The following is a 12,344-nucleotide window of genomic DNA, read 5'->3' as shown; positions in this document are numbered from 1 at the left end:
CGAACCGGATGGAAAGATCAGGCGGCGACGGTGGTCGCGGTCCGCGACGCGATCAGCTCGGCCGCGCCCGCGGCGAACAGGTGGTGCCCGAGCGAGCTCGGGTGCAGGCCGTCCTCGGTCCACACCTCGGGCCGCGTCCACTCGGGTTCGGTGGCGATATCGAGCAGCAGCGTTCCGGTGTCGGCGGTGACCTCGGCGAGCACCAGGTTGGCGAAATCGAAACGCTCCCGCAGCAGGGCGCGGAAACCGTCCGGCACCGGCAGCCGGGCCGGGATATCGGGGTAGCTCGCGGTGAAAACCGTTGCGCCACTGGCCCGCAACGCGCCGAAGATGGTGGCGAGGTTGCGTTCGAAGCGCGCGGCGTCGAAATCGCTGACCAGGTCGTTCACCCCGACCACGACGCCGAACAGCGCCGCCCGGGCCGACACCGCCCGGCGCAGTTGCTGTTCCACCACCACGGCGGTGGTCGCGCCGTGCACCCCGAGGTTGCGTACGGCCGCGGGCCGCAGCCCCAGCTGGCCGCCGAGTCGCGGCACCCAGCCGCGGTACCCGCCCCCGGCCGCGGCATCGCCGCGGCCCTCGACAAAGCTGTCCCCCAACGCGGTCAGGCCGGGCATGCTCATGCGGAGATCCCGTTCTTGCTGACATGCCGCGCGTCGGCGGGGAAGTCGACCTTCTCGTACAGGTCGGCCAGCTCCTGCTCGCCGAAGTACTTCTCCGGGGAGTAAATTCCGGCGATCAGGCCGAAGAAGCCCTTGGTGTACTCGGCGTCGTAGCTGGTGGCGCGGAACACCGAGTCGTAGTACGGCGACAGCGACAGGCCCGAAATGCTCTCGGTCAGTTCATAAGTACTGGCGCTCTGCGCATCGCGCTCGCGCTCGTACTCAGCCAGCGCCTCGGCCATCGGGCGAGCGCCGGACAGGCCCTCGTGCACCAGATCCGCGAGCAGCTGCGCGTACTTGAACGCGTCCGTGATGCCCCAGCCGGTGAACGGGTCCTTGTGGTAACCGGCGTCGCCGACCAGCGCCCAGCCGGGACCGAACGAGCGGCGGCGGTAGTTGTCCGGGTACAGCATCGGCCGGAACTGTTCCACCCGCTTGCCCGAATCCCGCAGGCTCACACCGAGTTCCGGGTCGATCTGGGAGACGATCTCCTGCACGCCGGCATCCGGGTCGGTGCGGAAGTCGCGGAACCGGTCCCGCTTGCGCATCACCGCGACCAAGGCCAGGCCGTCGTTCGTCGGCCAGGACGCGAACTGCTGCTCACCGAAGCCGGTGCGGTGCTGCATGCCCCAGTCCAGGCCGTCGTAGTAGGAGTAGTAGATGAAGCACGCCGCCGGGGACCCCTCGTAGACCTCGGCGCCGACCGCCTTCGCGACCGTCGAGTTCGAGCCGTCGGCCCCGATCACCAGCTTGGCCCGGAACTCCTGTTCGGCGCCCTCGCCGGCCTGGCCGCGGATGCCCGCCACCGTGTCGCCGTCGAAAATGAGCTCGTTGACGGTGAATCCGTGGATCACCTCGACACCGGCATTGCCCGCGGCGTCGACCAGGATCTTGTCCAGCACGGTGCGGCGCGGGCAGTAGACGGCGTCGATGCCGTCGGCCGACACGTCGGCGAATCCCTTGATCACGATGTCGGTGTAGGAGAAATTCAGGTGCCGGATCGCCGGGGTGCCCGCGGCGACGACCTGGTCCAGCAGACCCCACTGCTGCAGCAGGCCGAGGCCGGCCTGGTGGATGTAGTGGGTCGAGGGGGTGTCGCTGGGGAAGGTGGCGCGGTCCACCGCGAGGACCCGGTAGCCCTTCCTGGCCAGCAGCATGGCCAGCGGAGCACCCGCGACCCGAGTTCCGACAACGATGACGTCGTACATGTTCGCATCACTTTCCGGTAGTCGAATACTGAAATCGAGTCTGTGGCCGGCCCGCGGCGATAACCACCGGGGAAGCCGTAATTCATCGGGCGATCGGTGTCGCCTATACAGCGGGTTGCCGCGGCCGATACAGGATGTCGATATCCGCGACATACGCCGCGGCGATCGCGGCGCGGCGCAATTTCCGTGACGAAGTCAACAATCCGTCCTCGACGGTGAAATCACCGTCTACGATCCGGAAAGCCCGGATCGACTCCGGCCTGGAGACAAGTGAATTCGCGTCGTCGACCGCGGATTGGATGGCGGCGGACAGATCGCCGTCCGGGGTCTGCTCGCGCCAGCGCAGCAGCTGAATCGGATCCAGGGTGATCAGGGCGGTGACGAAGTCGCGGCCGTCGCCGATGACCATGCAGTTGCTCACCAGCGGATGCAGTCGCACCCGGTCTTCCAGCGGGGCCGGCGCGACATTCTTGCCGCCGGAGGTCACCAGGATTTCCTTCTTGCGGCCGGTGATGCGCAGATATCCGTCGGCGTCGATTTCGCCGATATCGCCGGTGCGCAACCAGCCTTCGTCGTCGACCACGGATTGATCCGCGGCCGCACCCCAGTAACCGGGCGAGACGTGCGGACCGCCGACGAGGACCTCGCCGTCGGACGCCGCGATCGCCACCGACGTGCCCGGGATCGGCCTGCCGACCGTGCCGAGCCGGTTGGTCTCCGGTGCGCTCACGGTCACCGCGGTCGCCGCCTCGGTCAGCCCGTAGCAGTTCAGCAGCAGCACACCGAAGCCCGCGTAGAAGCCCGCGGTCGAATCGTCAAGGGACGCACCGCCGGAGATGACGTGGCGCAGCCGCCCGCCGAGCGCCGCGGCCACCGGATGATCCGAGAGTTCCGGGGTCGCTTGCGCATTCAGCGATTCCAGCCCGCGCGCTACCGCCTCCTGTTCTTCGGCGCCGGAGAGCAGCGTGCGGCAGTGCTTGCGAATCTTCTCCAGCCCGAACGGAATCAGCGCCAGGAAGGTCGGGCGCAGCACCGGCAGCACCGGCACCAGATCCGGAATGCCGGGCAGCAGATGCGTGCGGCTGCCGCCGGCCAGGCAGGCGAACAGGATGGTCTGGCCGAACACGTGCGACAGCGGCAGCGCGAGCACGGTCGTCCCGTCGAACACCGTGCCGGTCTGGCGCACCGTGTTGGCCGCGGAGACGAACATGTTGCGATGAGTGATCAAGCAGCCCTTGGACACTCCGGTGGTGCCGCTGGTGTAGACGATCATGGCCAGGTCGTCGGCGCGCACCGCCGCGACGCGTTCGGCGAGGCCAGGGTCGATTTCGCCGTCCGCCCAGCCGGCGAGCTGTGCGAACGTCCAGACCTGCTCGGCGCCGGCCGCCTTCAGGCGTACCGCGTCGGTCTCGTCCTCGGCGGCGAAATACGCACTGCCGCTGTCGGACAGGATGTGCTCGATCTGCGCGGCCGAGGAGGTCGGGTACACCGGGACCACCACGGCGCCCAGCGCGAGCAGGGCACAGTCGAGCAGCGCCCACTCCAGGCCGGTGCGGCCCAGGATCGCGACCCGATCTCCCGCCGCCACCCCGCGCGCCGCCAGTTCGGAGGCCAGTGCGCGGGCCTGCCGGTCGACGCCGGCGCAGGTGAGTTGCGTTCCGTCCGCGCCGCACAGCGAAAGCCGTTGCGGGTGTTCGGCGGCCGCTCCGGAAATCACCGAGTACAAACTCGCGTCGTCCGGAAGGTCGATTCCATTCTCGGTGCTGGATACCGCGGTGACAGACACTTTCTTCACAGTGTCGAATTCTGGTCGCGAATCCCGAATTACGGACCGGTCGATATCGCGGTTCCTACCGCGCGAATGTCATGGCCTATCGACGGGACTAGGCCGACACCGCGCGGGCAATATCGATGCGTGCCGGTTCCGGGGATGCCACGCACTCCAGGAAAAGCGACACCGCCGGATTCGACTCGTCCGCACGCCACACCGCGTACAAATCCAGAGTCGGCACCGGATCGAGCAATTTCACCGCCACCGAGCTGCTGCCCGGGGCGCCCATACCCATCGAAATAGCGCGCGGCAGCGAGGCGAACCCCACCAGCGGCCGCACCGAGACCATGTGCGCGGTCGCACCGGGATCGTCCGCGGTCTGCGCGACCGACAGCGTGATCCGGGTATCGGCCGCCGCGCGGAAGATCGAGTCGTACATGGCCGGACACTGTTCGCGCGCGAACAGCACACACTCCTGTCCCTCCAGTTCGGCGAACGGCACGCCGGGCCGGTCGGCCCATCGGTGCCTGCGGCCGACCACCGCCACCAGCGGAACCCGGTGCAGCAGACGCCGATACCGGAAATCCGTGGTGCTCGGGTGGCCATAGACCATGGCCAGGTCGAGCGAGCCGTCGGCGAGCGCCGCGAGCTGAGGCCCGGTGCGTTTCTCCCACAGCGACACCACGATGTCGGGGTGTTGCTCGGTCATCTTGGTCAACGCGTCGGGCAGCACGTGCCGGCTGGCCGGCAGGTTGTAGCCGATGTTGAGGGTGCCGGCCCGCCCCTCCGCGGTCGCCTTGGCGACCTGGGCGGCTCGGTCCATCTGCGCGACGATGATGCGGGCTTGGCCCTCGAACTCCCGGCCCGCCGGGGTCAGTTTGACCTCGTGCGAGTTGCGTGCGACCAGTTGCACGCCCAACGACTTCTCCAGCTTCTGTAGCTGGGCACTGAGACTTGGCTGCGTGAGATGCAAGCGCTGCGCTGCGCGGCCGAAATGTAGCTCTTCGGCAATCGTGATGAATGAAACCAGATGTCGGAACTCCATGCCGCAGGCTCCTTTTCCGCGTACCCCGAAAGGTAGGCCGCGCCGGGTAACCCCGGATGAACCGCGATCGCACGGATGTTGCCGGGACCGTTGCGGGCGGGTGAACTCGCCCCGGTCCGGCGGAGAAATGTGCTAAGTCGCATCCCGTGACCATCCAGCATCCCCGATCGGGCCGCGCGGGGCAAGCCCCCGACGCGCCGGGCGGCACCGGAAAGCATTGCGGGCCAGCGACAATGCCGTAGCCGAAGCACTTCGGCGCCGCGCGTTTCGCGCTCGCCCACCGGGACCGGGCACCGGGCTCGGTAGGCTCACGGGCGACGGATGAATGCCAGCACGCGGGAGGAGACCTGCCATGACCGAGGCGCGCGCGCAATTCGGCGTACTCGGCGCGGTGGAGCTGACCATCGACGGCGCCGGGCAGGCGCTCGGCGGGCCGAAGCAGCGGGCGGTGCTGGCGTATCTGGTGATCAACGCGAATCGGCCGGTGTCGGTGGCGGCGCTGGCGCAGGCGGTCTGGGAGGACAACCCGCCGCCGGACATCCGGACGAGCTTGCACACGATCGTCTCGAATCTGCGCAAGCCGCTGCGGGACAACGGAATCGATGCGCGGGCCGTGCTGGCTCAAGTCGGTACCGGGTACCGGGTGACGGTCGCCGACGAGGCCAGTGATGTGCAGCGGTTCCGGGTACGCAAAGACGCCGGGTTGCGGGCGTTGAGCGCGGGGCAGTACCAGCAAGCCAGCGAGTTGCTGTCCAATGCGATCGGGCAGTGGCGCGGGCCGGTGCTCGCGGATCTGCGCGGGCTCGCCTTCGCCGACGCGTACGCGACCGTGCTCGACGACGATCGGCTCAGCGCGATCGAGGCGCGGGCCGAGGCGGATATCGCGCGCGGGCGGGCCCGCCTCGTCGCCTCCGAACTGGCGCTGCTGGTCCGGGACTATCCGCTGCGCGAGCCGCTGTGGGCGCAGCTGATCACCGCGTTGTACGTGGACGGTCGGCAATCCGACGCGCTCGACGCTGCCCGGCGGCTGCGGGCGACGCTGGCCGAGGAGCTCGGCATCGATCCGAGCCCGCCCATTCGCGAGCTGGAAACGCGCATCCTCCGGCAGGATCCCCTGGACAGCCGGGCACAAGCGGTGGCGGCCTCGATCGGGGCGACCACGATCGTCGAGCAGAGTTCCGGTGCGCAGACCGCGCTGCTGCGCGAGCGGTCCGGCCGGACGTACCCGCTCACCGGCACGGTCACCCGGCTCGGGCGGTTGCCGGACAACGACATCGTGCTCGAGCACGGCAAGGTCAGCCGGCATCACGCGGCGATTCTGCACAACGGGCTGACCTATCTGATCAAGGATCTGCTGTCGTCGAACGGGGTGTTCGTCGACGGACTGCGGATCGCCGACACCGGGGTGCTGATCGACGGGGCGGTGATCCGGATCGGGGACTACGAGCTGACGTTCACGCTGGTCCCGACGGGGTGAGACCGGTTCGTTGGCGCGTCGTTAGTGGGCCGTTGGTGGGTGGAGCGAGGGTTGGTTTCAGCCGAGACCGACTGGTCGACCCCTGAATCGACCGCGGACCTGATCCGCACCAGCCGCTCCTCGCCCCCTGACGCGTACTGCCCGTCGTGTTCGGGAATCCGCGGCGGTGGTCGGTTTCGGCGCTCTCGTTTTATCTGCGCGGGGTCGGTGTGGGAGTGGTCGTCCGGGTGGGAGTCGTGGTGGGGGTTCGCGATGGGGTGGTCGTCGGCGTCGTGGTCGGCTGCTGGTTGTACGGCAGGACTGTGGTGACGGGGCGGCAGGAAGGCGTGGGGGTCGTCGTCCGGGTGGATGTCGGTGTCGTGGTGGACATCGCGGGCGGGAGGCGGACGGTGGACGGGGTTCGCGGCGGGGATGTGGTCGGTCGCGGGGTGCTCGACGGGGTCGATGTGGTCGGGCAAGGTTCGAGTGGACGCGTAGACGTTGGTGTCGGCGACACAGATGGTGTCGAAGTCGGGCAGTAGTAGACGCCGCACGGGGCCGGTGGCCTGCCGGGGACCTGGATCGTCACTTCGATCGACAGCTCTATCCGCGGTCGCTGCGTCGGGTACGACGAATCCGACGGGTAGGACGGCGTCGGCGAATCCGTTGTCGTGATCGGCGGATCTGTCGTCGTGATCGGCGGATCCGTGGTGGTGATCGGCGGATCTGTCGTGGTGAGGACGGGCGGATCCGTCGTGCCCGGGTCCGCGACGGGCGCCGGGTCCGCCGGGGTGTCGACCGGCGGCGTGTAGTCCGGCGATTCCGACGGCGTGGACTCCAGCGGCACGATCGGCGGATCGGCGGGCGTCGTGCTGTCGTCCGGAAGGCCGCCGTCGATCGGGGCCGGATCCGGCGGCGGCGGATCAGCCGGCGGCGGCTCGGTGGTCGTCAGGTCCGGCAGGCTGATCGAGAGCGCCGACGAGTTGTCCGACGTATTCTCCGGTGTGTTCGGGTGCGCGGTGGTCTGCGCCGCCGAGCCGGTGATCAGCAGCCCGGCCACTATCAGTACCGATCCGGTGATCGGGCCAGATTTTCGCATCGGTCAACCAATCCCTCGCAGGCGTCGGCGTTTTCACGCAGCCGGAACTGCCGAGACCTGGTGCGCACGTGCAGGTCCGCGCTGTCTGCCGCTCCTTTCCGAACAGCCGACTGAAGCATGTCACGAAGGAACGGTCATGGCGTTCCCCAGTCGAGTGGGGAACAGACCGTCACGGGGTGACGATGGCGAAGTTCGGGTCCGGTTTGTCGAACAGGTCCTTCAGCTTCTTCAGCGCCAGGATGTCGCCTTCGATGGTGATGTCCCCTTTGACTACCGCGGCCTGAAAATCCTGACCCGCCAGCAGGGTTCGCGCCAATGCGGCCCTGGTGAGCGTGACCGTGGCGTCGGCGGCGGGCAGGCCGTCGGCCGGGGTGCGGTCGTAGTGGATGAGCACACCGTTGCGCAGTTCGGCGCGGTGCAGGCGGTTGTTGTCGTCGGGGAAGCGCCAGTCGGAGGTGATGGTGGTGTCCCAGGCCGCGGGGCCGTTGACGCGCAACGACATCGCGTCGAAGGCCTGGTCGACGGTGAGCGCGGCGAGCACACCGAGGGAGTTGCCCTGGGTCGGCGTGCCGAATGAGCCGTTGCGCAGTTCGGCCGCGCCGCTGAGGTAGAAGTTGCGCCAGGTGGCGTTCTCGGCACCGTAGGCGAGTTGCTCGAAGATGCTCGCCTGCAAGCGTTTCGCGGTGTCGTTGCGTGGATCGGCGAAGATCACATAGTTGGCCAGCTGCGTGGCCCAGCGGTAATCGCCTGTGTCATAGGCATTTTGCGCTTTCTTCAGTGTTTCGGTCGCGCCGCCCATGGCGTCGACGTGCCGCTCGGCGGATTCGACCGGCGGATGTTCCCACAGGTGTGCGGGATTGCCGTCGAACCACCCCATATAGCGCTGGTAGATGGCTTTGACGTTGTGTGACACCGAGCCGTAATAGCCTCGGGTGGACCAGGATTCGGCGATCGCCGGCGGCAGTCGCAGCATCTCGGCGATCTCGCTGCCGACGTAGCCCTGGTTGAGCAGGCGCAGGGTCTGATCGTTCAGGTAGGCGTAGAGATCTCGCTGCACGGACAGGAACTCGACGATCTTGTCCGTGCCCCAGATCGGCCAATGATGGGAGGAGAAGACGAGATCGGCATTGCGGGCGTACAGGTTGACCGACTCGGTCAGGTACCTGGACCAGACGTGCGGGTCGCGCACCAGGGCACCGCGCAGGGTCAGCAGGTTGTGCATGGTGTGGGTGGCGTTCTCGGCCATGCAGAGGATGCGGCGGTCCGGGAAGTAGAAGTTCATCTCCGCGGGCGCCTCGGTGCCCGGGGTCAGCTGGAACACCATCCGGACGCCGTCGATCGTTTCTTCCTGGCCGGTACGGGTGATGTCCCTGGTCGGCGCGAGCAGGGTGATCGTGCCGACCGAGGTCGTCTGCCCCAGGCCCGCGCCGATCTGCCCCTTCGGACCGCGCGGCAGGGCGGCTCCGTACATGTACGCGGCCCGTCGAGCCATCGCCGTTCCGGCGTAAATGTTCTCCGACACAGCGTGTTCGAGGAATCCGGACGGCGCGAGCACCGGGCAGCGACCGGCCGCGACCTCGTCTTTCGTGGTGACTCCGAGGGTGCCGCCGAAGTGGTCGACGTGCGCGTGGCTGTAGATCAGGCCGGTGACCGGCCGGTCGCCGCGGTGCCTGCGATACAGCGCCAGGCCCGCCGCCGCGGTCTCCGCCGAGACCAGCGGATCGATGACGATGACGCCCGTATCGCCTTCGACCAGAGTCATATTCGACAGATCCAGGCCGCGGATCTGAAAGAAGCCGGGCGCGATCTCGTAGAGTCCCTGCTTGACGGTCAGTTGCGACTGCCGCCACAGGCTCGGATTCACCGACAGCGGACAGGGTTCCCGCAGGAAACCATAGGAGTCGTTGTCCCACACTACCTTTCCGGTGCCGTCGTGGACGACGCCCGGCTCCAGCGACGCGATCCAGCCGCGGTCGGCGTCCGCGAAGTCGGCGGTATCGGCGAACGGCAAGGTCGCGGCGATCCGCTGGTTCGCCTCGGCGACGTGCGCGCTCGGCTCGACCGGCTTCGCCGACGGATTCAGCGTCACCGAGTCCCCGCACCCGCTCAGCCCGACCCCGGTCCCCGCCGCCGCCAACGCGGCCGCACCGACCCCGAACACACCCCGCCGGGATACTCGCGCCACCGAGCCTTTCTCCTGCTCACCGTCCACGTCGCGCTCCCATCTCGATCGGCACAGCCAGGCCGCTGAGCCCCGCCGACCCTACCCACTATTGCAGCCAGACTGCAATAGTGTCACCATGTGCTGGGATGAACCACATGAGCGAGGCGACCCGACCCCGGCGACGACGTAACCCCGAGCAGACCCGTCGCGCCATCGTCGACGCCCTGCTGTCCCTCGTCATCGAGGGCGACACCGATCCCACCACCAAGCACATCGCCGCCCGGGCCGGCGTCTCCGAGCGCAGCATCTTCGTCCACTTCCCCGGCCGTGACGACCTCCGCATCGCCGTCGTAGACCAGCAATCCGCCGAAGTCGAAGCCCTCATCGAGCACCCGGACCCCGGCCTCCCGCTCGCCCGGCGCATCGACGCCGCCCTCCGCCAAAGCGAGGCGATCTTCGCCCGCCAACGCAACCCGCGCATCCTCGGTCTCCTGGAATCCCAGCGCATCCCCGCCATCGATCAACGAATGCGCCACACCGACAGCAGAATCCGCGCCGCCCTGGCCGAAACCTTCGCCCCCGAACTCTCCCACCCCGACCCCGCCCATCTTCTGGACCTACTCGAAGCCACCCTCGCCTGGCCCTTACGTCACCACCTCACCGACCGCCGAGGCCTGACCCAGAAGGCAGCCACCAGCGCCATCCGCCACTCCCTCCACGCACTACTCACCCCACCCCACCGCCCCTGACTACCCTGATCGACATGATCATCTGGTTGAACGGAACCTTCGGCGCCGGAAAGACCACGACCGCAAAAGAACTCATCACCCTGCTGCCCCAGTCGCGCATCTTCGACTCCGAATACGTCGGCTACATGCTCCGGCACGTCCTCGACTCGGAACCGGTGCAGAACTTCCAGGACTGGCGTCCCTGGCGCCAACTGGTCGTCGCCACCGCCACCCAGGTCCTCGACTACGTCGGCGGCACCCTGGTCATCCCCCAAACCGTGCTCACCCACCAGTATTGGCAAGAAATCCACGCCGGTTTCGAACATGCCGCAATCCCCTTGCGCCACATCGTCCTCCACGCCGACCGCACCGAACTCACCCGCCGCATCGAATCCGACCCCGTCGAAACGATCGCCCGCCAATGGCGCCTGGACCACCTCGACGCCTACGAGGCAGCACAGGTCTGGTACCGCGAAGAAGCCGAGATCATCGACACGACCCAGCTGACCCCGACGCAGGTGGCCGCCCGGATCGCGGCCGGTACCTCCTGACCATCCACGGCTCGAGTTGCGTGGACGGGGGTGGTGGGGGCGGGTAGGGTCTCCCCATTCTGATGAGGAGATCGTGGATGAAAAGCATTGCCTTGCTGGCTATCGGGGTTGTGTTGGCGCTGTCCGGGTGTAGTTCGTCGGGAGGTAAGGATGCCGCGCCGGCGACGCCTACGCTGAATGCTCAGGTGCGGGGTTCGTCGTGCCAGAACTATCTGCCGGTGCTGAGCAAGCTGAAGGACGTCAGCCAGGAATCGGCGAACAAGACTGCGGAGGAAACGATTTCGATGCTCCCCCAGTCCGCCCAATGGCCATCGCTCAGCGAAGTGGACCGCCAATCCACCATCGCCGGCATCCGGGACGCGGCCACCGGAAAGTGCTGAATCAGCGGCCGTGTTCGCGGCGGTGCAGGGCGAGCTGGATTTCCAGCAGCATGCGGTCGGCGGGATCGGTGAGGTCGATGCGCAGGATCTCTTCGACGCGGCGGATGCGGTAGCGCAACGTGTTCGGGTGCACCTGGAGGGCGGTGGCGGCGTTGCGGACGTCGCCGTGTTCGCGCAGGTAGATGTCGACGCTCTCGCGCAGGCTGGCGGAATGCTTGCGGTCGTAGTCGGACAGGGCGCGCAGGCGCGGATCGTGCAATTCCGGGCGGGTGCCGACCAGGTCGAGGATCTCGCCGAGCAGGACGGCGGTGCGGGAGTCGGCGAGGGTGGTCACTCGCCCGCGCGGATAGGTGGCGACGGTGCTGTCTAGCACCCGGTCGACCTCTCGCCGGGCGGCGGCGACCCCACCCAGCTCGGGCACGGGGCAGGCGATGGCCGCCCGAAGTGCCAGTGCGCGTTTGGATTCCAGCTGCTCGACGAGCTGACGGGTCCACGCGGTCACCGCGTGCGCGGCTTTGTAGCTGGGTAGCAACACGTACACCCGGTCGCCGAGCGTCGCGGTCACCGAGTCGTTGCGAAATGAGCTGGCGCGCAAGCGAAGCATGTTGCCCAGCGCGGAAGGCTCGGTGGCGGGCGCGGTTTCGGTGGCGGTGAGCGCGAACCCGACAACGGCGGCCGGGCCGGTCAACGGCAGATTCAGCGCCGCCGCGACCGTCGGGACGTCGACCGGCCCACCGACACCGAACAACCGCTGCACCAGCAACGCCTCGGTGGACGGCGCGTCCAGACTGCGCGAGATGAGCCGGGCGGCGATCGCCGAGGCCCCGCGCAGGATCTCCGCCGCGTCCGGCTTGAACTCCCGATCCCCCTGCTGCAACCAGATCGTGCCGAGCACCCGCGGCGCCCGCGCGGCGCCGTCGGCGGGATGCCGGACGCTCACCGCGAGCCTGCGCTTGATGTTCAGCTCTTCGTGTTCCGGCACATCGATGACCTCGTCCGTCTGCCGCAGCCGATCGAACACTCCCCACTTGCGCAGGACCGCCAGATACTCGCGCGGCCCCTCCCGCCCCAGGATCGACATCACCCGCATCGGGTCGGCCGCCTCGTCGGAGGCGGAGTACGCCAGCACATGCGACTGCGGGTCCTCGATCAACACCATGCCACCCGCGTTCTGCGCGACGATCTGCGCCAGACCGAACAGGTCGATGTCCGCGGCAACCAGCCCACTATCAACAGCCACGACTACGCCTTTCGGCCAACTCGACAACACACTCATCCCA

At 68.0% G+C, this 12,344-nt stretch carries 11 protein-coding genes; 4 read left to right on the top strand and 7 right to left on the bottom strand.

Going from position 1 to position 12,344, the window contains the following annotated elements; genetic code table 11:
- Positions 1-17: 17 nt before the first annotated feature.
- The 4 genes from ACFYO1_RS35315 to ACFYO1_RS35300 all read right to left on the bottom strand — a co-directional run bounded on the left by ACFYO1_RS35315 (position 18) and on the right by ACFYO1_RS35300 (position 4,686).
- Entirely contained in the window at positions 18-623 is a 606-nt protein-coding gene (locus ACFYO1_RS35315) for an SGNH/GDSL hydrolase family protein (protein WP_387241020.1), read from the bottom strand.
- Positions 620-1,870: an NAD(P)/FAD-dependent oxidoreductase gene (locus ACFYO1_RS35310; protein ID WP_387241017.1), complete on the bottom strand. Its 1,251-nt coding sequence runs from the start codon at positions 1,868-1,870 to the stop codon at positions 620-622. Before ACFYO1_RS35310 ends, ACFYO1_RS35315 begins: the two co-directional genes overlap by 4 nt.
- A 103-nt stretch (positions 1,871-1,973) precedes the next feature.
- Positions 1,974-3,665, bottom strand: coding sequence for an AMP-dependent synthetase/ligase (locus ACFYO1_RS35305; protein WP_387241014.1), 1,692 nt, complete (start codon positions 3,663-3,665; stop codon positions 1,974-1,976).
- Positions 3,666-3,753: 88 nt separating this feature from the next.
- Positions 3,754-4,686, bottom strand: coding sequence for a LysR family transcriptional regulator (locus ACFYO1_RS35300; RefSeq protein ID WP_150407809.1), 933 nt, complete (start codon positions 4,684-4,686; stop codon positions 3,754-3,756).
- Between the two features lie 352 nt (positions 4,687-5,038).
- Between ACFYO1_RS35300 and ACFYO1_RS35295 the strand changes: the two genes are divergently transcribed.
- Complete coding sequence (locus ACFYO1_RS35295) at positions 5,039-6,163, top strand: BTAD domain-containing putative transcriptional regulator (protein ID WP_387241011.1); 1,125 nt, start codon at positions 5,039-5,041, stop codon at positions 6,161-6,163.
- Positions 6,164-6,353: 190 nt separating this feature from the next.
- On the opposite strand, the gene ACFYO1_RS35290 is transcribed toward ACFYO1_RS35295, so the two are convergent.
- Entirely contained in the window at positions 6,354-7,241 is an 888-nt protein-coding gene (locus ACFYO1_RS35290; protein WP_387241008.1) for a hypothetical protein, read from the bottom strand.
- 169 nt (positions 7,242-7,410) lie between these two features.
- Complete coding sequence (locus ACFYO1_RS35285; RefSeq protein WP_387241693.1) at positions 7,411-9,264, bottom strand: alkyl/aryl-sulfatase; 1,854 nt, start codon at positions 9,262-9,264, stop codon at positions 7,411-7,413.
- Between the two features lie 296 nt (positions 9,265-9,560).
- Here ACFYO1_RS35285 and ACFYO1_RS35280 point away from each other — a divergent pair, with 296 nt between their 5' ends.
- The 3 genes from ACFYO1_RS35280 to ACFYO1_RS35270 all read left to right on the top strand — a co-directional run bounded on the left by ACFYO1_RS35280 (position 9,561) and on the right by ACFYO1_RS35270 (position 11,064).
- Positions 9,561-10,154 (top strand): TetR/AcrR family transcriptional regulator, encoded by a 594-nt coding sequence (locus ACFYO1_RS35280; RefSeq protein ID WP_387241005.1) that lies wholly within the window; start codon positions 9,561-9,563, stop codon positions 10,152-10,154.
- A gap of 14 nt (positions 10,155-10,168) precedes the next feature.
- Entirely contained in the window at positions 10,169-10,684 is a 516-nt protein-coding gene (locus ACFYO1_RS35275; RefSeq protein WP_387241002.1) for an AAA family ATPase, read from the top strand.
- Between the two features lie 77 nt (positions 10,685-10,761).
- Positions 10,762-11,064 carry a hypothetical protein gene (locus ACFYO1_RS35270; RefSeq protein WP_387240999.1) on the top strand — a complete coding sequence of 101 codons (303 nt, stop codon included), beginning with the start codon at positions 10,762-10,764 and terminating at the stop codon, positions 11,062-11,064.
- Position 11,065: 1 nt separating this feature from the next.
- On the opposite strand, the gene ACFYO1_RS35265 is transcribed toward ACFYO1_RS35270, so the two are convergent.
- Positions 11,066-12,304: a PucR family transcriptional regulator gene (locus tag ACFYO1_RS35265; protein ID WP_387240997.1), complete on the bottom strand. Its 1,239-nt coding sequence runs from the start codon at positions 12,302-12,304 to the stop codon at positions 11,066-11,068.
- Between the last annotated feature and the right edge of the window lie 40 nt (positions 12,305-12,344).

The sequence above is a fragment of the Nocardia sp. NPDC006044 genome (assembly GCF_042871115.1).
Classification (GTDB): domain Bacteria; phylum Actinomycetota; class Actinomycetes; order Mycobacteriales; family Mycobacteriaceae; genus Nocardia.
The sequence above is the reverse complement of the archived record's forward strand: the minus strand, read 5'-3'. Positions and strand labels throughout refer to the sequence as shown.